The organism is Arthrobacter sp. STN4 (assembly GCF_024539665.1).
In the GTDB taxonomy this organism is placed as follows: Bacteria; Actinomycetota; Actinomycetes; order Actinomycetales; family Micrococcaceae; genus Specibacter.
Window position 1 is genome coordinate 1 of sequence record NZ_JAKZGX010000014.1, and the last position, 19,682, is coordinate 19,682.

General features: G+C 66.9%; 19 protein-coding genes and 1 pseudogene. 10 read left to right on the top strand and 10 right to left on the bottom strand.

Annotated features, from left to right (window positions below):
* A pseudogene (locus MMF96_RS11410) lies at positions 1-321 on the top strand (hypothetical protein); the annotation flags it as partial.
* A gap of 65 nt (positions 322-386) precedes the next feature.
* Here MMF96_RS11410 and glgA read toward each other — a convergent pair.
* A complete protein-coding gene (glgA, locus tag MMF96_RS11415) occupies positions 387-1,586 on the bottom strand; it encodes a glycogen synthase (RefSeq protein WP_256883605.1) in 1,200 nt (399 codons plus the stop codon).
* A 103-nt stretch (positions 1,587-1,689) separates the two neighbouring features.
* Here glgA and glgC point away from each other — a divergent pair, with 103 nt between their 5' ends.
* The 4 genes from glgC to pepN are packed head-to-tail and all read left to right on the top strand — an operon-like array spanning position 1,690 to position 8,376.
* Complete coding sequence (gene glgC, locus MMF96_RS11420; RefSeq protein ID WP_306295854.1) at positions 1,690-3,168, top strand: glucose-1-phosphate adenylyltransferase; 1,479 nt, start codon at positions 1,690-1,692, stop codon at positions 3,166-3,168.
* The gene (locus tag MMF96_RS11425) at positions 3,165-4,604 is read left to right on the top strand and encodes an SDR family oxidoreductase (RefSeq protein WP_256883606.1); all 1,440 of its coding nucleotides are present in this window, start codon (positions 3,165-3,167) and stop codon (positions 4,602-4,604) included. The genes glgC and MMF96_RS11425 overlap by 4 nt, the downstream gene beginning before the upstream one ends.
* Positions 4,598-5,665 carry a putative sulfate exporter family transporter gene (locus MMF96_RS11430; RefSeq protein WP_256883607.1) on the top strand — a complete coding sequence of 356 codons (1,068 nt, stop codon included), beginning with the start codon at positions 4,598-4,600 and terminating at the stop codon, positions 5,663-5,665. The genes MMF96_RS11425 and MMF96_RS11430 overlap by 7 nt, the downstream gene beginning before the upstream one ends.
* A gap of 59 nt (positions 5,666-5,724) precedes the next feature.
* Positions 5,725-8,376, top strand: a complete 2,652-nt coding sequence (pepN, locus tag MMF96_RS11435) for an aminopeptidase N (RefSeq protein ID WP_256883608.1) — start codon at positions 5,725-5,727, stop codon at positions 8,374-8,376.
* Here pepN and MMF96_RS11440 read toward each other — a convergent pair.
* The 6 genes from MMF96_RS11440 to MMF96_RS11465 all read right to left on the bottom strand — a co-directional run bounded on the left by MMF96_RS11440 (position 8,373) and on the right by MMF96_RS11465 (position 13,170).
* Entirely contained in the window at positions 8,373-9,446 is a 1,074-nt protein-coding gene (locus MMF96_RS11440) for a tellurite resistance/C4-dicarboxylate transporter family protein (RefSeq protein ID WP_256883609.1), read from the bottom strand. The genes pepN and MMF96_RS11440 overlap by 4 nt on opposite strands.
* Positions 9,443-10,504, bottom strand: coding sequence for a biotin/lipoate A/B protein ligase family protein (locus MMF96_RS11445; protein ID WP_256883610.1), 1,062 nt, complete (start codon positions 10,502-10,504; stop codon positions 9,443-9,445). Before MMF96_RS11445 ends, MMF96_RS11440 begins: the two co-directional genes overlap by 4 nt.
* 184 nt (positions 10,505-10,688) lie before the next feature.
* Entirely contained in the window at positions 10,689-10,943 is a 255-nt protein-coding gene (locus tag MMF96_RS11450; protein WP_176617152.1) for a type B 50S ribosomal protein L31, read from the bottom strand.
* A gap of 117 nt (positions 10,944-11,060) precedes the next feature.
* A complete protein-coding gene (locus tag MMF96_RS11455; RefSeq protein ID WP_256883611.1) occupies positions 11,061-11,519 on the bottom strand; it encodes a peroxiredoxin in 459 nt (152 codons plus the stop codon).
* Between the two features lie 9 nt (positions 11,520-11,528).
* A complete protein-coding gene (locus MMF96_RS11460; RefSeq protein ID WP_256883612.1) occupies positions 11,529-12,347 on the bottom strand; it encodes an RNA methyltransferase in 819 nt (272 codons plus the stop codon).
* 37 nt (positions 12,348-12,384) lie between these two features.
* Positions 12,385-13,170, bottom strand: a complete 786-nt coding sequence (locus tag MMF96_RS11465; RefSeq protein ID WP_176617154.1) for an ABC transporter ATP-binding protein — start codon at positions 13,168-13,170, stop codon at positions 12,385-12,387.
* A gap of 111 nt (positions 13,171-13,281) precedes the next feature.
* Between MMF96_RS11465 and serB the strand changes: the two genes are divergently transcribed.
* On the top strand, positions 13,282-14,187 hold the full coding sequence (gene serB, locus MMF96_RS11470; protein ID WP_256883613.1) for a phosphoserine phosphatase SerB: 906 nt from the start codon (positions 13,282-13,284) through the stop codon (positions 14,185-14,187).
* Between the two features lie 7 nt (positions 14,188-14,194).
* On the opposite strand, the gene MMF96_RS11475 is transcribed toward serB, so the two are convergent.
* On the bottom strand, positions 14,195-14,935 hold the full coding sequence (locus MMF96_RS11475) for an SDR family oxidoreductase (protein WP_176617156.1): 741 nt from the start codon (positions 14,933-14,935) through the stop codon (positions 14,195-14,197).
* Between the two features lie 43 nt (positions 14,936-14,978).
* Entirely contained in the window at positions 14,979-15,713 is a 735-nt protein-coding gene (locus MMF96_RS11480; protein WP_256883614.1) for a beta-ketoacyl-ACP reductase, read from the bottom strand.
* A gap of 121 nt (positions 15,714-15,834) precedes the next feature.
* Between MMF96_RS11480 and MMF96_RS11485 the strand changes: the two genes are divergently transcribed.
* The 4 genes from MMF96_RS11485 to MMF96_RS11500 are packed head-to-tail and all read left to right on the top strand — an operon-like array spanning position 15,835 to position 17,961.
* Positions 15,835-16,299, top strand: a complete 465-nt coding sequence (locus MMF96_RS11485) for a DUF3099 domain-containing protein (RefSeq protein WP_176617158.1) — start codon at positions 15,835-15,837, stop codon at positions 16,297-16,299.
* Between the two features lie 11 nt (positions 16,300-16,310).
* Positions 16,311-16,529 (top strand): acetone carboxylase, encoded by a 219-nt coding sequence (locus MMF96_RS11490; protein ID WP_176617213.1) that lies wholly within the window; start codon positions 16,311-16,313, stop codon positions 16,527-16,529.
* A 3-nt stretch (positions 16,530-16,532) separates the two neighbouring features.
* Positions 16,533-17,426: an SURF1 family protein gene (locus tag MMF96_RS11495; protein WP_256883615.1), complete on the top strand. Its 894-nt coding sequence runs from the start codon at positions 16,533-16,535 to the stop codon at positions 17,424-17,426.
* A gap of 55 nt (positions 17,427-17,481) precedes the next feature.
* Positions 17,482-17,961 carry a YbaK/EbsC family protein gene (locus MMF96_RS11500; RefSeq protein WP_176617214.1) on the top strand — a complete coding sequence of 160 codons (480 nt, stop codon included), beginning with the start codon at positions 17,482-17,484 and terminating at the stop codon, positions 17,959-17,961.
* A gap of 6 nt (positions 17,962-17,967) precedes the next feature.
* On the opposite strand, the gene abc-f is transcribed toward MMF96_RS11500, so the two are convergent.
* On the bottom strand, positions 17,968-19,566 hold the full coding sequence (gene abc-f, locus MMF96_RS11505) for a ribosomal protection-like ABC-F family protein (protein ID WP_176617160.1): 1,599 nt from the start codon (positions 19,564-19,566) through the stop codon (positions 17,968-17,970).
* Positions 19,567-19,682 lie beyond the last annotated feature (116 nt).

Below are 19,682 nucleotides of genomic sequence, written 5' to 3' on the forward strand. Positions count from 1 at the left end.
CACATCACCCCCTGGCAAGACGGCGGCGAAACCAACACCAACAACGGCACCCTCACCTGCCCCCTCCACCACCACCTCATCCACCAAGGCCTCTGGACCGTCCGCCTCCACAACGGCACCGCCCTCTACACCCCCACCAACACCCAAGACCCCCACCAAAAAGACCAATACAACCCCTACCACCACAACCTCCCCCACCCCTCAACCGAGCCAGCCACCACTGGCCGCAACGCCGCCGCAGAGCCAGCCGGGTGCAGGGCACCCGACCAACAGGGCGGCAAACCCAGGACCAGCCGGACGGCCAACTCAGGAAAGGCATGAATCGCGGACCCAAGGCTGAATACGGGCGCCGATCGATGGCCTGTTACCGGACGGGGGCTAGGAACCTACTTGGGGAGCACGCTTCGGTATACGTCCAGGGTCTTCTCAACAATGGACTCCCAAGAAAAGTTCTGTTGAGCCCGGACGCGGCCTTTCTCCCCCATCGAGCGGGCACGTACGGGGTCGCCCACCACTTCAACCAGGGCCTTGGCAAAGTCGGCAACAAACTTGTCCGGGTCCAGGGGCGTCCCGGTGCCATCGGCAAGCTGTTCCAAGGGCACCAGGAGCCCGGTCTCACCGTGGGCGACAACTTCCGGGATGCCACCAGTCGCGCTGGCCACGACAGCCGCGCCGCAGGCCATCGCCTCGAGATTCACGATGCCGAGGGGCTCGTAAATCGACGGGCAGGCAAAAACGGTCGCATGGCTGAGCACCTGGATCAGTTCATGGCGCGGCAGCATGCGTTCGATGACAATGACACCGTCGCGCTGGGCCTTGAGTCCGTCAATGAGCGAATTCACTTCTGCGCCCAGCTCAGGCGTGTCGGCGGCACCAGCGCACAGGACCAGCTGTACTTCCGGCGGAAGTTCCGCGGCCGCCTTCAACAAGTACGGAACACCTTTTTGCCGGGTGACCCGCCCCACCCACACCACGCTGGGACGGGAAGGATCAATGCCGAGGGAACGGACGACGTCGTCCTTCCCGTCCCGCTGCCAGGCCTCCACATCGATGCCGTTGTGGATCACCTTGACCTTGTCCGGGTCGACGTCGGGGTAGCTGCGCAGGATGTCCTGACGCATGCCATCGGACACGGCAATGATGGCCGCCGCTGCCTCGTAGGCGGTCTTCTCCACCCAGGACGAGAGGGCGTAGCCGCCGCCGAGCTGCTCCGCCTTCCAGGGGCGCAGCGGTTCCAGGCTGTGGGCGCTGAGTACGTGGGGAATTCCGTGGAGCAGCGACGCCAGATGCCCGGCCATGTTGGCGTACCAGGTGTGCGAGTGCACCAAGTCCGCTCCGGCAATGTCCGGCACGATCTGCAGGTCCACTCCCAGCGTCTGCATGGCGGGGTTGGCACCGTCCAGTTCGGGAAGGTTCCCATAACTCGACACGGTGGCGCCGTGGAAGTCAGGGTCGCGGTCCGCGCCAAAGGCATGGACCCGCAGGTCCACCTTCTCGGCCAGGACGCGGCTGAGCTCGGCGACGTGGACGCCGGCCCCGCCGTATATTTCGGGTGGAAATTCCTTAGTCACAATATCGATACGCACGATCCCAATGTAGTGTCTTCCAACACGTTGTTCTAGTGTGAAGGACATGGACCCGTTCGCGGGGACTAATTCTAGGCAATTTTAAGCTGTTGGAGGTTGGGGCATGTCTGTCAAAAAAGTACTTGCAATTGTATTGGCGGGCGGTGAGGGCAAACGTTTGATGCCCTTGACAACAGATCGGGCCAAGCCTGCAGTTCCTTTTGCAGGGTTCCGGCTCGTTGATTTCGCGCTGTCAAACTTGGTGAATTCCGGGTACTTGAAAATCGTGGTGCTGACGCAATATAAGTCCCACAGCATGGATCAGCACATCTCGCAGACGTGGCGGATGTCCACCCAGCTGGGCAACTACGTGGCCAGCGTGCCGGCGCAGCAGCGACGCGGCAAGAGCTGGTTTCTGGGAAGCGCCAATGCGATCTACCAGTCGATGAACCTGATTGTGGACGCGGCACCGGACATTGTGGTGGTGGTGGGAGCCGACCACGTGTACCGCATGGATTTTGAGCAGATGGTCCAAAGCCACATCAAGTCCGGGGCCCGGGCCACCGTTGCGGCCGTGCGGCAGCCGCTCAACATGGCCGACCAGTTCGGCGTCATCGAGGTGGACACCGCCACGGACACCGGCGTCACCGGGGCACACAAGATCTCAGCCTTCGTGGAAAAGCCGGCATCGACGCCGGGCCTGCCCGAAGCGCCCGACCAGTTCCTGGCGTCCATGGGCAATTATGTCTTTGACACCGATGCCCTGGTTGAGGCGCTTGAGGAGGACGCCATCAAGAGCGACACCAAAAATGACATGGGCGGGGACATCATCCCGCACTTCGTGGACCGCGGCGAAGCATACGTCTATGACTTCACCACCAACGACATCCCCGACGCCACGGACAGGGACCGCAACTATTGGCGGGACGTGGGGACAATCGACTCCTACTACGACGCCCACATGGACCTGATCTCGCCGCTGCCGGTCTTCAACCTCTACAACAGGTCCTGGCCGATCTACACCCGCAACACGACCTCGCCGCCGGCAAAGTTTGTCCATGGCCAGAACAACGAGGTGGGTACGGCCCTGGATTCAATCGTGGCGCCGGGCGTGGTGGTTTCCGGAGGCGTGGTGGAAAGCTCGGTGCTCTCCAAGGACGTGTTCGTCGGAGCCGGAGCACGCGTGATCGACTCGGTGGTCATGGACGGCGTGGTGGTGGGCGCAGGTGCCGTGGTGAGACGGGCCATCATCGACAAGGCCGTCCGCATTCCCGCCGGGGCCACGATCGGCGTGGACCCGAAACTGGACCTCGCCCGTGGCTTCGCGGTCACCGAATCGGGCCTGACCGTGCTCCGCAAGGGACAAGTGGTTCCGGCGCCGGATGAGCGCGAGCTGGCCCTGGGCAAGGCCGCCGCCGCCGGGCTGCCCGCCGCCCTGCAACAGGCCATTGCCGGGCACCGGGATCCGAACGAAAAGCTTGACGGGCAAGGGGAGGGGCAGCGGATGGCCAACGGCTCTGCGCCCCGGGCGGACGCCGGAGCCGGTGCCGGCGCAGCACGCGGGTCGGCAGCCAACGGTGAACGGGCTAAAATTGTGGAGTGAGCGCTGTTGAACTGACCCCCGAAGAAATCCAAAATTGCATTAAAGTTTTGGAAAACATTCATGTTTATGACGAAGAAAATCCGGACTATGTAAAAATCCGCCGGGCCACCGGGAAAATGTTCAAGGCCGTAAAAAGGTACCGCCGGAATGTTAAAAGGGATGCCGTAAATGATGCGGACCGGGCGGTGCTGGCAAAAACCGCCACCGCCGCCCCGGACCGCATTGACGACGAAACCCGGGGTAACAAACTCAAGCCTTCCGCGACCGGGGCGGTGGCGGGAACGCTGCAGCGTTCCCGCCCCTGCTACATCTGTAAACAGCACTACACGCAGGTGGACGCCTTCTACCACCAGCTCTGCCCGGAATGCGCAGCCTTCAACCATTCCAAGCGGGACGCCCGCACGGACCTCGGTGGCAAGCGCGCCCTGCTGACGGGCGGCCGGGCCAAGATCGGCATGCACATTGCCCTGCGGCTGTTGCGGGACGGCGCCCACACCACCATCACCACGCGCTTTCCCAAGGATGCCGCGCGCCGTTTCGCTGCCATGGAAGACAGCAGCGACTGGCTGCACCGGCTCCGCATTGTGGGAATCGACCTGCGCGATCCGGCACAGGTCATTGCCCTGACGGACTCCCTCAATGAGGCCGGCCCGCTGGACATCATCATCAACAATGCAGCACAGACCGTGAGGCGCTCCGGCAATGCCTACAAGCCCCTGGTCGACGCCGAGCTGGAGCCGCTGCCGGACGACTCCCCCATGCCCGAACTGCTGACCTTTGGGCACGCGCACGACAAGCATCCCCTTGCGCTGGCAGGCCAGATTGCCGCGCATCCGCAGCTGGGCGGGGATGAGATTGCCGCGCTGGCCCTGTCCATGGGCTCGGCTTCACTGGAACGCGTGGCGGCCGGCACCGCCATTGACGCCGGCGGGCTGGTGCCCGACGTCGCCACCGTCAACAGCTGGACCCAGGTGGTGGACGAGGTGGACCCGCTGGAAATGCTGGAAGTGCAGCTGTGCAACGTCACCGCGCCGTTCCTGCTGGTTTCCCGCCTGCGGCCGGCGATGGCGGCCTCCCCCGCCCGCCGCAAATACATTGTCAACGTCTCCGCCATGGAGGGCCAGTTCTCCCGTGCCTACAAGGGACCCGGCCACCCGCACACCAACATGGCCAAGGCCGCCCTCAACATGCTCACCCGCACCAGCGCCCAGGAAATGCTGGACACGGACGGCATCCTCATGACCGCCGTGGACACCGGCTGGATCACGGATGAACGCCCCCACTTCACGAAGGTCCGCCTCGCCGAGGAGGGCTTTCACGCGCCGCTGGACCTGGTCGACGGCGCGGCACGCGTCTACGACCCCATCGTCATGGGCGAGTCCGGGGAGGACCAATACGGCGTATTCCTCAAGGACTACAGGCCGAGCCCGTGGTAGGGGAGCTGAAGGCAGCCCCGGACACCCTGCGGGCACGCACCGCTCCCCTGTTCCCCGGGCTGGCGGCAGCACTCGCCGCCGTGGCCGTAGCGTTGGCCGTCCACGCCGTGGTGCCGATGATGCCGGCGATGACCATCGCCGTCGTGCTTGGCATTGTGGCGGTCAACCTTCCGGGAACCTCTGCCCTGTGCGAAGGGCCGCTGCGCGCCGGCCTGAACTTTGCCGGCAAACACCTCATGCGCGTGGGCATTGTCTTCCTGGGCCTGAAGCTGAGCCTGGGCGACATCGCGGCGCTGGGCTGGACCACGGTGGGAGTGGTGGTGGCCCTGGTGCTGCTCAGCTTTGCCGGCACCTATGCCCTGGGCAGGCTGTTCAGGCTCGACGGCGACCTCCCCCTCCTGATTGCCACCGGCTTTTCGATTTGCGGCGCTTCGGCGATCGGTGCCATGGCCGCCGTCAGGGGCACCAAGCACCGTGACACCGTGCTGCCGGTTGCCCTCGTCACGCTGTGCGGCACGCTCGCCATCGGTGTCCTCCCGCTGCTGATGAACCCCCTCGGCCTGGACGCGCTGCACTTTGGCCAGTGGGTGGGCGCCGGCGTCCACGACGTGGGACAGGTCGTGGCAACCGCCCAGACCGCCGGGCCGGTGGCGCTGGCCGCGGCCATCATCATCAAGCTCACCCGCGTGGTGCTGCTGGCCCCCATCGTCGGGGTCGTGGGCGTACTGGAACGACGCCGGCACCGGCTCCGCGGCAACGCGGCCCAGTCCGTGGCCGGGGCGGCCGGCAAGGTGAAGTTCCCGCCCGTCGTGCCGCTGTTCGTGCTGGGCTTTTTGGCCATGATCCTGCTGCGGACCAGCGGCTGGCTGCCGGCCTGCGCCGTGGCCGCCGGGTCCACGGCGCAGGACATTGCGCTGGGGGCGGCCCTCTTTGGCCTTGGTGCCTCGGTGCGCGTGCGCCAGCTCTTCAAGACCGGTGCGCGGGCCACCGTCATGGCGCTGTGCTCGTGGGCGCTCATTGCGGCTCTTGCCTTTGGGGCCGTCCGCCTCATGGGGCCGTAGGGTCCGCAGCGGGGGCCGCGCAGTGCGGGCGCGTCGGAGGTCCGTGGTTGAATGAACTGGTGTCGAATTCAAACCTCAGCCGTGACGAAGCGGCCACACGGAAATCCCTGGTCAGCGTCCATTCCTACGACGTCCGGGTGGACATCAGCAACGCAGAAAACCTGGCAGATCCCGGGTTTGCCACCCAAAGCACCATCTCCTTCAGCTGTGCCGAGGCAGGGGCCGGAACCTTCCTGGACTTCATCGGCCTGGGCATCGAGTCGGTGGTGCTCAACGGGGTTGAACTGGACGTTGCCAAGGTGGTGCAGGACGCCCGGATAGTCCTGCCCGGGCTCGCCCCGGAAAACGAGGTGGTTGTCCGCGCCACCGCCGCATACTCCACCAGCGGCGAAGGCCTGCACCGCTTCCAGGACCCCGCCGACGGCCGGATTTACACCTACACGCAATATGAACCGGCCGACGCCCGCCGCGTGTTCGCCAACTTTGAACAGCCCGACCTCAAGGCACCGTTCACCTTCCACGTCACGGCGCCCGCCCGCTGGGAAGTGGCGTCCAACCAAACCGTCGCCGGTTACGCCGACCTTGGCGCCGACGTCCAGGACGGCTCCGTTTCGGGATGCTGGGACTTTGCGCCCACGCTGCCGATCTCCACCTACATCACCACCCTGCTGGCCGGCCCCTATTTCAAGGTCTCGGACCATTTCTCCATGACGTTTGGCCCGGAGAGCGCCCACGCAGGCATGCAGCTGGACGTACCGCTGACCGCCTATTGCCGCACTTCACTGGCCGCCAACTTTGACACCGACCCGATTTTTGAGGTGACGAAGGCCGGCCTGGCCTATTTCAACGAGCTGTTTGACTACCCCTACCCGTTCGGCAAGTACGACCAGGCGTTCGTGCCCGAATACAACCTCGGTGCCATGGAAAATCCCGGCCTGGTCACCTTCACCGAGTCCTACATCCACACCTCGCGGGCCACGGACACCCAATACCAGCAGCGGGCCAACACCATCATGCACGAGATGGCGCACATGTGGTTTGGCGACCTGGTGACCATGGGCTGGTGGGACGACCTGTGGCTGAAGGAATCCTTCGCGGACTTGATGGGCCACCTGGCCGTTGCCGACGCAACCGGCTGGGGCAAGAAGTCCTGGACGCTCTTCGCCAGCCGCCGCAAGGCCTGGGCCTATGTCCAGGACCAGCTGCCCACCACGCACCCCATTGTCGCCGACATTGCGCACCTGGAGGCCGCCAAGCAGAACTTTGACGGCATCACCTACGCCAAGGGTGCCTCCGTGCTCAAGCAGCTGGTGGCCTACGTGGGCCGGGATGCCTTCATCGCGGGCTCACGCGAATACTTCCGCACCCACGAGTACGCCAACACCTCCCTGGACGACCTGCTGCAGCCACTGGGCGCCGCCTCGGGCCGCGACCTTGCCCGGTGGGCCGCCAGCTGGCTCCAGACCGCAGGGATCTCCACGCTCACGCCCGCCCTCACCGTCACGGACGGCACCGTCGCCTCCTTCTCCATTGCCCAGGAGGCCGTGGACCCTGTCACCGGACTTCCCGCCCTCCGCCCGCACCGCCTGTCCGTTGGCCTGTTTAACTTCGGTGCGTCCGTGGACGACGCCGGACGGCTGGTGCGCACCCATTCGGCCGTTGTGGACGTGGCCGGGCCGGTGACGGACGTGCCCGAACTGGCCGGACAGCCGGCACCGGCCCTCGTGGTGGTCAACGACCAGGACCTCAGCTATGCCAAGGTGCGCCTCGATCCCACGTCCCTGGCAACGTCGCTGGCCTCGCTGGGTGCCATCGAGGACCCGCTGGCACGCAGCCTGGTCTGGTCGGCCTTGTGGAACGCCGTCCGGGATGCGCTGCTGCCTGCCGGCACCTACATTGGGGCCGTGTGCCGGCACGCGGCCGGCGAAGCCGACATCGCGCTCCTGCAGACCCTGGCCGACAACGCGTGCTTCGCGGCCGGGAACTACGCCGCGCCCGCAGCGCGGGACGGGGTGCAGGCGCAACTGCTGGCCGCCGTCGAACACCACCTGGCGGCGGCAGCCCCGGGCAGCGACGAACAGCTGGTGTGGGCGCGGGCCCTGGCGGCGCTGGGACGCAGCACCGACGCTCCCACGGCACACATCAAGGCGCTGCTGGCCGGCGACCGCGTGCCTGACGGGCTGGATGTCGACACGGAGCTGCGCTGGCTGCTGTGGCAGGCCCTGGCTGCCCGCGGTGAAGCGGACATGGCGGAGCTGGATGGGGAATTGGCGCGCAGGATGACTGCGGAGACACGCGCCGCCTGGACCACGGCGGTGGCGGCGCGGCCCGAACCCGCTGCCAAGTCCGCGGCGTGGGCGGAGGCAGTGGCCGGCACGTCCCTGACCAACGAACTGCTCGGTGCCACCATCGAGGGCTTCATGGTGGGCGGCCATGGGCTGCCCGACCCGTACGTGGAACCGTATTTTGCGGCGTTGAACGAAGTGTGGGAATCCCGCAGCATTGAGATTGCCGGCAGGATTGTCAGGGGGCTGTTTCCGGCACACCAGGACCTGGCACCGGGGTCGGCCCCGCTGGCACACCCCGTGGTGCTGCGCACGGATGCCTGGCTGGCCGCCAACACGCACGCCGCCGCCGGGCTGCGCCGCCTGCTGTTGGAACAGCGGGACCACCTGGTCAGGTCCCTCAAGGCGCAGGCCGCAGCAAGCTAGGGTCCGGACCGGCGCAGCCGTGCCACACCCGCCGCCGCCCCGCCGGCCGCGACCAGCAGCCAGGCTGCCACGGCAACCCAGTCCGCCCACAGCCCCAGCTGCGCCATGAGCGGCAGGCGGTTCTCCTGGCCAAAGTGGAACGTGGCCACGGAGAACATCCCCAGGGGGAACACGATCAGCCACAGCGATCCGGCGTACTTCAACGGCACATGCCACAGGATGAGCCGGCACAGGCCGTAGGCCAGGAGCAACGGCGTCCACCACAGCCCGTACGCCCACAGCAGGTAGCTCACGCCGCCCACGGCCGGTGCCGTGAGCTCCACGACCGGGAGGTTCCCGGGCAGTCTCAGGATCAGGGCGCCGGCGAGCACCGTGATGGCGGTGGCACCCATGAAGATCCAGTTTGCCGGGACGATGCCCCCGTGCAGTTCCCTGGCCGTGAGCAGGTGCAGGATCACCAAGGTCGTCAGGGTCAGGTAGAGCATGACGCCGATGCCCCAGAAGGCGAGGGCTGCGGCACTGAGCAGGTGGATGGAACCGGAGCCGGTGGCCAGGGTGGCCGCGGCGACGGCCAGCGACTGGGTGGAGACCACCCACAGGAACCAGGTGCCATCCACGGGCAGCAGCCGCGAACGGCCACCCCTCCCCCGCTCCGTGCGCACAATCATGGACAGCGGAATCCCGTATGCCAGGAACAGCCACAGCGGGAGGCTGATGAGGCCCAGCGTCCACGTGACCGCCGGCAGGATGGGGTGGAAGCCCGCGCCCACCACGTTCAGGGCGGCAACGCTTGTCAGGTAGCCGAAACCGGCATGGGGGTTGCTGAAGTCGGCCACCGCATGGTTCCGGCGGGTGGCCAGCCGGCCGGCGAGGCCTGCGGACAGCACCACCAGCCCGGCGGCGGCCACCCAGAGCAGCACCGTGCCGGCGATGTCCCAGCCCGCGTCCTGCAGCGCCCCGGAGACAATGCCGGTCGCCATGACGAAGGCGAAGGCGCCCGGGGGCTGGTGCTGCCACCAGCTCCGGAGCAGCGCCGCCGCACGGGGCCCCGGGTGCGATCCGCCGTTCACGGGATCCGGTTCAGCCAGGCCTGCGTGCCAAACTTGCCTTCCACCCGCCGGGCGGCCTCGGCGAGCTCCCCGGCGGTCAGTTCCGACGGCGTGGCGTTGTAGCGTGCGGTGAAGGTGCCGGCCATGCGGGCCAGGATATCTGTCCGGGACAGCCCGGTCTGCCGCCTCAACGGGTCCACCCGCTTCTTCGCCGACCGGGTGCCCTTGTCGGAGAGCTTTTCCTTGCCAATGCGCAGGACCTGGACCATTTTGTCCGCGTCGATGTCATAGCTCATGGTGACATGGTGGAGCATCGCGCCGTTGCTGAAACGCTTTTGGGCCGCCCCGCCGATCTTGCCCTGGTCGGTGGCGATGTCGTTGAGCGGGACGTAAAACGCCTGCACGCCAATCGACTCCAGCGCTGCCATGACCCAGCTGTCCAGGAACTTGTAGGAATCCTCAAAGGACAGCCCGTCCACGAGGCCTTGCGGAAGATAGAGGGAATAGGTGATGCAGTTGCCGGCCTCCATGAACATGGCCCCGCCGCCGCTGATCCGGCGCACCACGTTGATGCCGTACTTTTCGACGCCGGCCGGGTCCAGTTCGTTGCGCACCGACTGGAAGCTGCCAATCACCACGGAGGGCTCGTCCCAGTCCCAGAACCGCAACGTGGGATTGCGGCGCCCGGCGCCCACTTCCTCCGCCAGCACCTCGTCAAGGGCAACGTTGACGGCCGTGGGCAGGACGGTGGGGGCGATGATGTCCCAGTCGTGGTCCAGCCAGCTGCTCGCCTTGGCCAGGGCGCGGCGCACGGCGATGGCGACGGCCTGGGCGGAAAAGCCGAAGAGCACCACGCCGTCGTCCAGGCCCGCCGTGACGGCTTCGGCGAGGTCTTGGGCCGGGAGGTCGGCGGACAGTCCGGTCAGCGCCGCGTTGATGTCCCCGAGGGCGTCGTCGGGTTCCAGGAAGAAGTCGCCGCTGACGGAAACGTTCGCCAGCCTCCCCTCCGCGACGTCAAGGTCGACCACCACCAATTTGCCGCCGTGGACCTTGTATTCCCCATGCAGTTGAGTTCCCATGACCTCAGTTTCCCAACTAAAGCCCTAACCGCGCAAAAGGGCGGCACGGCCGCCGGTGGCGGGCAGCAGGCAAGGCGCGCCTGGCCAACACATAAGGCTGGCACATGGACAAGGCAGGCCCACAGACAAGGCAGGCCCCCACCATGGTGGGGGCCTGCCTTGGGAAACGTGGGGGCGGAAGTATTTACTTCTTGCCGAAGCCTGCAAAGCGGGCGTTGAAGCGCTCCACGCGGCCGGCGCTGTCCATGATGCGCTGCTTGCCCGTGTAGAACGGGTGCGACTCGGAGGAGATTTCGACGTCGATGACGGGGTAGGTGTTGCCGTCTTCCCACTCGATGGTCTTCTCCGACGTGGCGGTGGAGCGCGTCAGGAACTTGGTGCCGGAGGCCAGGTCGTTGAAGACAATGGCTTCGTACTTGGGGTGGGTGTTCTGCTTCACGGTTTACCTCTGAATGTGATCGTCTGGTTTTTGCCAGACTGATGAATGTTATGGCCACACGGGCCAGCTGTAAACATTACCGGTTGCGGGCCGCATTTTCCAAGCCGGCGGCCAGGCTCAGCCACGTTCCGTCAGCGCGGCCAGGGCCTGGTCGGCGTGGACGTCCATGTTGGTCTCGCTCGAAACCTGGAACTGCACGGCCAGTGAAGGGTCCAGAATGAACGTTGCCCGCTTGGTGGGCAGTGACCTGGCCAGCAGGTGGCGGCGCACACCAAAGAGTTCGGCCACCTCCCCCCGGGGGTCGCTCAGCAGGGGAAAGCCCAGGTGGTTTTCGGTGGCAAAGGCCAGCTGCCGCTGCGGTGAATCGGTGCTGATGCCCACCACCGAGGCGCCCGCGGCGGCAAATTCCTGCGCCAGGTCCCGGAAATGGCAGGCCTCTTTGGTGCACCCGCCACTGCCGGCCAGGGGATAGAAAAAGATGACCAGGGGTCCGTTGGCGGCCAGCGCGGAGAGCCTGCGCGGCGTGCCGTGCTGGTCCTGCAGTTCAAAGTCTGCAATGACATCGCCGATTTTCATGCAGCCAGCCTACGCCTGCACGCCTGGCCCGGACTGCGTGGCGAAGAACGCCACGGCGCTGGCCGCGGCAACGTTCAGCGAGTCCACCCCGGCATACATGGGGATCAGGACGGTGTGGTCGGCCTCCGCCACCGTAGCCGCGCCGAGCCCGTCACCCTCGGTGCCCAGGATGAGGGCCAGCTTCGCATCGTGGCGGCCGGCGAGCTGGGAGATGGTGAGCGAATCGGGCTTCAGGGCCAGGGCCGCCGTCGTAAATCCCGCCGAGCGCAGCAGGTCCATCCCCGCGGGCCAGGCGGGCAGCCGGGCCCACGGCACCTGGAAGACGGCGCCCATGCTGACGCGGATGCTGCGGCGGTACAGCGGATCGCCGCAGCGGGGACTGACCAGCACGGCGTCCACGCCCAAGGCCGCTGCGGAGCGGAAGATGGCGCCGATGTTGGTGTGGTCCACGATGTCCTCCAGCACCGCCACCCGGCGGGCGCCAGCCAGCAGGGTGGGGATGTCCGCCGGGGCAGGGCGGTGCATGGCGGCCATGGCGCCGCGGTGCAGGTGGAAGCCGGTGATGTCCTCCAGCATGCGGGCCGTGCCCACAAAGACGGGGACGTCCGGGTGGGCGTCAATGACGTCGGCAAGTTCCGGGAGCCACTTCTCCGCCATGAAGAAGGAGCGCGGCCGGTGCCCGGCGTCGAGCGCGCGCCGCAGCACCCGCGAACTCTCGGCAATGTACATGCCTTCGGCCGGCTCTCGCATCTTGCGCAGCTGGACGTCCGTCAGCGACGTGTAGTCGCTGACGCGAGGATCCGCCGGGTCCTCCAGGTGGATGATCACGGTCGGGCTGTTCCGGGTCCGGTGGCGAACCGCACCGCTAGTGGCGGGCGGTGGCGGTGTAGCGGCCGCCGTTGCTGGTCACGGCCAGGGGCAGGCCGAACGTGGCGCTGAGGTTTTCCTCGGTCAGCACCGCGTCGATGGGGCCTTGGGCCACGATGCCGCCGTCGCGCAGCAGCAGGGCATGGGTGAAGCCCGGCGGGACTTCCTCCAGGTGGTGGGTGACCAGGACCGTGGACGGGGCCAGCGGATCGGCGGCCAGTTCGCTCAGGCGGTGGACCAGGTCCTCGCGGCCGGCCAGGTCAAGGCCTGCGCCTGGCTCGTCCAGTAACAGCAATTCGGGGTCGCTCATGAGGGCGCGGGCAATCTGGACACGCTTGCGCTCGCCCTCGCTGAGGGAGGCGAACGGCCGGTTCAGGAAGGTGGACATGCCCCAGTCCTCGAGCAGGCGGAAGGCCCGGCGTTCGTCGTCGCGCTCATACGCCTCACGCCAGCGCCCGGTCACGCCATAGGAGGCCGTCACCACCACGTTGAGGACCTTTTCGTGTTCCGGGATCTGGTTGGCCAGCGTGGCGGAGGCCAGGCCGATCCGCGGGCGAAGTTCAAAGACGTCGACGGCGCCGAGCACCTCGTCCAGGATGCCCGCCACGCCGCGGGTGGGGTGCATGCGGGCGCCGGCAATCTGTAGCAGGGTGCTCTTGCCCGCGCCGTTCGGCCCCAGGACCACCCAGCGTTCGCCCTCGGCCACCTGCCAATCAACGGAATCCAACAGTGTTTTGGTGCCGCGGACCACGCTGACACCGGCCAAACCCAAAACTTCACTCATAACCACTGAGCCTAGGGCACGCAGGCCAGCCAACGCGAACTGTGCGCCCCTGCCGGGCCGGCCCGCCACCGGCATGCGCCGGGCGGCCCGGGCCTTGGCTAGAATTGGCCCATGCCCTCCACCTTGACAGCGGTCAGCTACGGCCAGACGCTCCCTCCCGCAGCCCTCCAACAGATCCGCGCCGTGCTGGCGTCCAACGGCCTGGAAATCCGTGCCGAATGCGCCGAGGGCCACCCGGGCTTCGACTGCACCACCTTCGCCCTGGCGGCGGCCGGAAATGACACCGGCGACGTCGTCGCGCGCCTGCGCACTTCCCTGGCCGCGGCCGCCGTCGAGGGCGTGGACACGGCCGTGGTGCCGAACACCCTGCGCGACGCGGAGCGCAAGTTCATCATCATGGACGTCGATTCGACGCTGATCCAGCAGGAGGTCATCGAGCTGCTGGCCGCCCATGCAGGCATGGAGGCGGAGGTGGCGAAGGTGACCGCTGCCGCCATGCGCGGGGAACTGGATTTCGCCCAGAGCCTGCACCACCGCGTGGCCACGCTGGCCGGGCTGCCGGAAAGCGTGCTTGCCGAGGTGGGGGCGAAGATCCAATTGTCCGTCGGCGCGGAACGGCTGGTCGTGCGCGCGAAGGCGGCCGGACACACCGTGGCGGCGGTGTCCGGCGGCTTCTCGCAAATCCTGGCGCCGCTGGCGGCACGGCTGGGGCTGGACTTTGCCCTGGCCAACGACCTTGAAATTGTCGGGGGCAGGCTCACCGGCCGGGTTTCCGGCGCCGTGGTTGACCGCGCCGCCAAGGCGGCCTCGCTGCGTTCGTGGAGTGCAGCCGCGGGCATCGGCGCGGACGCCACCATGGCGATCGGCGACGGCGCCAACGACCTTGACATGATGGCCGCCGCCGCCCTGGGCGTCGCCTTCAACGCCAAGCCGGCCGTCCGCGCCGTGGCCGACGCCCAGATCAACCTGCCCAACCTGGACGTGGCGCTGGCGCTGGCCGGCATCCCCGGCGAGTAGCTGGCGCCTACTTGAAGTAGTCCGCGCCGCCCACGTATTCGGTGTGGCCGGTCTCGACGTCGGCCGTGGCCATCTTGGCGATTTCCGCGGCAAACTCCGCCACGGAGTACAGGCGGCCGGCCTCGGCCCGGCGGGCCTCAATGGCGCCGGGGTTGGCACGGTCCAGCAGCGTGGCGGTGACGGTGCCTTCAATCATGTCCCCGGAGACCACCACCAGGGAGATGTCCTCCTCGGACAGGCCCGGGATCAGTGCGCGCAGGGCGTCCTCGCCAGCGCGCTTGCTCTTGGCCACCGGCTCATACTCGGGCATGGTGGGCACGGTTTCAATGAAGTGCGCCTGGTGGCTGGTGACGAACACCACACGGGATCCCGGCTTCATGAGGGGCAGGGCGGACTTGAGCAGGTTGACCTGGGCATCGCGGTTGAGCTGCAGGGCGTAGTTCTCCGCCATGCCGGACTCCATGCCGCCGGAGGCATTGAGGACCAGCAGGTCCAGCGAGCCAAAGTTTTCCATGGCGGCGCTGACCAGTGCCTGCACGCCTTCCTGGGTGGTCAGGTCCGCGCCCACGGCCACGGCCCGGCCGCCGGCTTCGGTGATCTGGGCGACCACCTTGTTGGCCCGGGGTGCCTTCTGGCGGTAATTGACCACCACCGCGGCTCCTTCCGCGGCGAGGTACTTGGCCACGTCGGCACCGACCCCGCGGGAGGACCCGGTAACAATTGCTGTCTTTCCGTCAAGCTTTCCCATATGCATTCCTTTGTTTCGCAAAATTGGTGGGGTGTCGTGCGGCCTAGTGGCCCATGCCCAGTCCGCCGTCGACCGGGATGACGGCGCCGGAAATGTAGGCCGCCTCGTCGCTGGAAATCCATCGGACCACGTTGGCCACTTCCGCGGGGGATGCAAAGCGGCCGGCCGGGATGGTGGAGAGGTACTGCTTTTGGGTTTCCTCCGGCAGGGCGCCGGTCATGTCCGTGCTGATGAAGCCCGGTGCCACCACGTTGGCCGTGATGCCGCGGGATCCGAGTTCGCGGGTGAGCGAGCGGGCAATCCCGACCAGGCCGGCCTTGGACGCGGCGTAGTTGACCTGCCCCGGGGAACCGTACAGTCCCACGACCGAGGAAATCAGCACCACGCGGCCCTTTCGGAGCCGGATCATGCCCTTGGAGGCCCGCTTGATGACGCGGAAAGCGCCGGTGAGGTTTGTGTCCACGACCGAGGTGAAGTCGTCTTCACTCATGCGCAGCAGCAACGTGTCCTTGGTAATGCCGGCGTTGGCCACCAGCACCTCGACCGGTCCGTGGGCCGCCTCGACCTGCGTGAAGGCCGCGTCGATGGACGCGGCATCGGTCACGTCGGCCTGGACCCCCAGGATGCCGGCCGGCAGTTCGGACGGGCGCCTGAACGTGACGGCCACCTTGTCCCCGTTGGCCAGGAAGGCCTGCGCAATGGCCAGGCCGATCCCCCGGTTGCCGCCGGTGACCAGGACGCTGCGCCCCTGGGCGGGTGCACTTTGTGGTGCATTCATGTATTCCTCCAAGTTTTTTGGCTCGGATTGAATCCTACGGTGAAAGCGCCATGCCCACACACTTGGCCCTTTTGGCGGTGCACCGCGGCAGTGGGATGATGGAAGTGTCCCTTGGAGTGTGATGAAAGACCGATCAACCATGCCATCCCCCGGCGCCCCGCACCGGAAACGCTACCGGCACAGTTCCGCCGTACCCGAGGTGCAGTCGATCACCAATGCCCAGGAGGCGCACAGCCGGGAGATGCATGACAGGTTTGTCAAGTACTCCGTTGCGATGAGCATCCGCATGGTGTGCATCGGGCTGATCTTCGTCGTTGACGGCTGGTACAAGCTGGTGCCCATGGTCGGCGCCGTCGTCCTGCCGTGGATTGCAGTGATCATTGCCAACGGCGGCTCGGACACCAACCACCAGGAAACCGTCAGCCTGTTGGACGGCGCCCCCCTGTATGAACTCACCGACGAACTCGACGACGACGGGTCCCCCGAGGTGCTCCACGGTGAACTCGCGGACGACGACGAGGCGGACGGCGGGGCCGACGGACCGGTGCCAGGGAATGGATCCACTCCGGGAGGGACCTCGCATTGAACCTGTTGGACATGACCGGGCCGCAGCCTGCCGGGGCGGTGTGCTCCCGCAAGGGATGCCGCAACACGGCCACCACCTTGCTGCTGTGGAACAACCCGAAGATCCACACGCCGGAACGGCGCAAGACCTGGCTGGCCTGTGACGAACACGCCGCCTGGCTCCAGGACTACCTCCAGGAGCGTTCCCTGTGGAAAGAAACCCTGCCGATGACGCCCGAGGGGCCCGCCTGATCCATGAAGACCTACAAGTTCCTGTTTTCCAGCAAGTGGGCCGGCTATTTCGCCGTGGCCGTGGTGTTCGCCATTGCCTGCGTCGCACTGGGCAACTGGCAGATGAACCGCAACAACGAGACCATGGCCAACATTGCCAAGATCACCGACAACTATTCCGCCGCCCCGGTCGGCTACCAGGCGCTGAAATCGAACTTTGACCACCTGGACGCCGCCAAGGAATGGACGCCGGTCACCCTGAAGGGGACCTACCTGACGGCGGACCAGAGGGTGGTCCGCAACCGCCCCCTGAACGGCGCGCCCGGCTATGAAGTGATCGTGCCGCTCAAGCTGTCCAATGGCGACACCGTCATCATCGACCGCGGCTGGCTGCCCATTGGCAACAAGGTCCCCGGACATCCGGACGTGGTGCCCCAGCCGCAATCCGGGACGGTGACTGTCGTGGCCAGGTTGCGGCCGCCGGAGCCCAAGCTTGACCGTGGCGCCCCCGCCGGGCAAATAGCCTCCATTGACCTCAAGGACTACGCCTCGCAGCTGGGCTACCCGATCAAGACGGGGGCCTACGGCCAACTCGTCAGCGAGTCGCCGGCCGCCGCCGTGAACCCGACGCCGTTCCCGGCACCGTCCATCGACCCCGGCTCCCACCTCAGCTACGCCCTGCAGTGGGTCTGCTTTGGCGTGCTGGCCTTCGTCGGTTTTGGCTACGCTGCGCGCATGCAGCGCCGCAACGACGAGTATGACGCCCTGGAAGCAGCCGAGTCCGGGGTGCCGGTCGAGGAAGTTTATGGCCGTGGATCCCCATTCCACCCGCGCCCCAGGAAAAAGGTGCGCAAGCCCGGGGCCCGCCCCACGGCCGAAGAGGAAGAAGACGCCCTGTTGGACTCGCAGGGCTTCTAGCAGGGCCGCCGGTCCGGCCGGGGCCTAGACTGGGCCCGTGAACATTGATCCCAACATGGAAGCCCTGGACGCGGCCCCCGCCGTCGCCAAGGTCCGTGCGGCGCTGCTGGCCGCAGGCCTGCCGGACACCGTTGTGGTTGTGGGCGACAAGGTGGCGACGGCAGCCAGCGCGGCTGCCGTGCTGGGCTGCGACGTGGCAGCCATCGCCAACAGCCTGATTTTTGAGTGCGCCGGAGAGCCCCTGCTGATCCTTGCCAGCGGCGCCGCGAAGGTGGACGTCAAGCTTGTGGCGCGCCTGCACCAGCTGCCGAAAATCAGGCGGGCCACCCCCGAATTCGTGTTGGAACACGCCGGGCAGCCGGTGGGCGGGGTGGCCCCGGTAGGCCACCGCCACCCGATCCGTGCCCTGCTTGACACGGGGCTGGCGCACCATCCGGTGCTGTGGGCCGGCGCCGGCAGCCACCAAGCCATGCTGTCCATCAGCTATGCGGATCTCGCCCGCATCACGGGAGCCGTCCCCACGGCGGTCCGCTGAGGCGTCTCAGGCGAGCGTGATCAGGTCCAGGTAGTCCTGGCTCCACAGGTCCTCGTCGCCGTCAGGCAGCAGGACCACACGCTCAGGGTCCAGGGCCGCAACGGCCCCTTCGTCGTGGCTGACCAGCACCACGGCGCCCGTATAGTTCTTCAGCGCCCCCAGGATCTCGGCCCGGCTGGCCGGGTCAAGGTTGTTGGTGGGCTCATCGAGCAGCAGCACATTCGCCGAAGACGCAACGATCGTCGCCAGCGCCAGGCGCGTCTTCTCACCGCCGGAGAGGACCCCGGCAGGCTTGTTGACGTCGTCGCCGGAGAACAGGAAGGACCCGAGGATGCCGCGCACCTCGGCGTCGTTCATGTTCCCTGCCGAGGCGCGCATGTTTTCCAGCACCGTGCGGGAGGTGTCCAGGGTGTCGTGTTCCTGGGCGTAGTAGCCGATCTTCAGCCCGTGCCCGGGGATGATCCTGCCGGTGTCAGGGGCGGACACGCCGGCGAGCATGCGCAGCAGCGTGGTCTTGCCGGCACCGTTGAGGCCCAGGATGACCACCTTGGAGCCGCGGTCGACGGCGAGGCTGACATCGGTGAAGATCTCCAGCGAGCCGTAGGACTTGCTCAGCCCCTCGGCCATCAGCGGGGTCTTGCCGCACGGTGAAGGGTCGGGGAAGCGCAGCGCGGCCACCTTGTCCTGTGCGCGGACGTCCTCCAGCCCGGCGAGGAGCCGTTCGGCACGCTTGGCCATGTTTTGTGCTGCGACGGCCTTGGTGGCCTTGGCCCGCATCTTGTTGGCCTGGTCCATCAGCACGCCGGCCTTTTTTTCGGCATTGGCCCGTTCCCTGCGCCGGGCGCGTTCGTCCGTCTCGCGCTGGGCCAGGTACTTTTTCCAGCCCAGGTTGTATTGGTCGATCGTGGCCCGGTTGGCATCCAGGTGGAACACCTTGTTGACGGTCGCCTCCAGCAGCTCGGTGTCGTGGCTGATGACGATCAGCCCGCCCTGGTGGCTTTTGAGGAAGTCGCGCAGCCAGGCGATGGAGTCGGCGTCGAGGTGGTTGGTCGGTTCGTCCAGGAGCATGGTCTGGGCGCCGGAAAACAGGATCCGGGCCAGTTCCACGCGGCGTCGCTGGCCACCGGAAAGTGTCTTCAGCGGCTGGTTGAGGATCCGCTCGGGCAGGGCGAGGTTGGAGGAGATCGCGGCTGCCTCGGCCTCGGCGGCATACCCGCCGCCGGCCAGGAACTCATTCTCCAGGCGGTCGTAGCGCCGCATTGCCTTGTCGCGCACGCCAGGGTTGTCGCTGGCCATGTCCGCCTCGGCGGCCCGGAGCTTGGTGATGACCTTGTCCAGGTCCCGGGCCGCCAGGATGCGGTCGCGGGCCAGCTGCTCCATGTCGGGGGTGCGCGGATCCTGGGGCAGGTAGCCGATGTCGCCCGTGCGGGTGACCTTGCCTCCCGCCGGCAGGCCCTCGCCGGCCAGGACACGCGTCAATGTCGTCTTGCCGGCGCCGTTGCGCCCCACCAGGCCGATCTTGTCACCCTTGTCGATCCGAAATGACACTTCGTCCATGAGCAGGCGCGCCCCGGCGCGTAACTCAAGGTCTTGGACCGTAATCAACGTAGTAACCTTTCAAGTAAGCGGGCAGGTGGTGCAAAACGCACCCTGCCTGTGGTTGGGCACTCGCGGCGCAACCTATACAGTCTAGCGACGTCCGGGCCGCCCCTGGTCACGGC

Excerpts from the sequence above, each read along its gene's own strand:
- MMF96_RS11445 (WP_256883610.1), bottom strand. The coding sequence starts at position 10,504 with ATGGGAACTCAACTGCATGGGGAATACAAGGTCCACGGCGGCAAATTG.
- MMF96_RS11495 (WP_256883615.1), top strand. The coding sequence starts at position 16,533 with ATGAAGACCTACAAGTTCCTGTTTTCCAGCAAGTGGGCCGGCTATTTC.
- serB (WP_256883613.1), top strand. The coding sequence starts at position 13,282 with ATGCCCTCCACCTTGACAGCGGTCAGCTACGGCCAGACGCTCCCTCCC.
- MMF96_RS11485 (WP_176617158.1), top strand. The coding sequence starts at position 15,835 with ATGAAAGACCGATCAACCATGCCATCCCCCGGCGCCCCGCACCGGAAA.
- MMF96_RS11465 (WP_176617154.1), bottom strand. The coding sequence starts at position 13,170 with ATGAGTGAAGTTTTGGGTTTGGCCGGTGTCAGCGTGGTCCGCGGCACC.
- MMF96_RS11475 (WP_176617156.1), bottom strand. The coding sequence starts at position 14,935 with ATGGGAAAGCTTGACGGAAAGACAGCAATTGTTACCGGGTCCTCCCGC.
- glgC (WP_306295854.1), top strand. The coding sequence starts at position 1,690 with ATGTCTGTCAAAAAAGTACTTGCAATTGTATTGGCGGGCGGTGAGGGC.
- MMF96_RS11490 (WP_176617213.1), top strand. The coding sequence starts at position 16,311 with ATGACCGGGCCGCAGCCTGCCGGGGCGGTGTGCTCCCGCAAGGGATGC.
- MMF96_RS11480 (WP_256883614.1), bottom strand. The coding sequence starts at position 15,713 with ATGAATGCACCACAAAGTGCACCCGCCCAGGGGCGCAGCGTCCTGGTC.
- MMF96_RS11455 (WP_256883611.1), bottom strand. The coding sequence starts at position 11,519 with ATGAAAATCGGCGATGTCATTGCAGACTTTGAACTGCAGGACCAGCAC.
- MMF96_RS11500 (WP_176617214.1), top strand. The coding sequence starts at position 17,482 with ATGGAAGCCCTGGACGCGGCCCCCGCCGTCGCCAAGGTCCGTGCGGCG.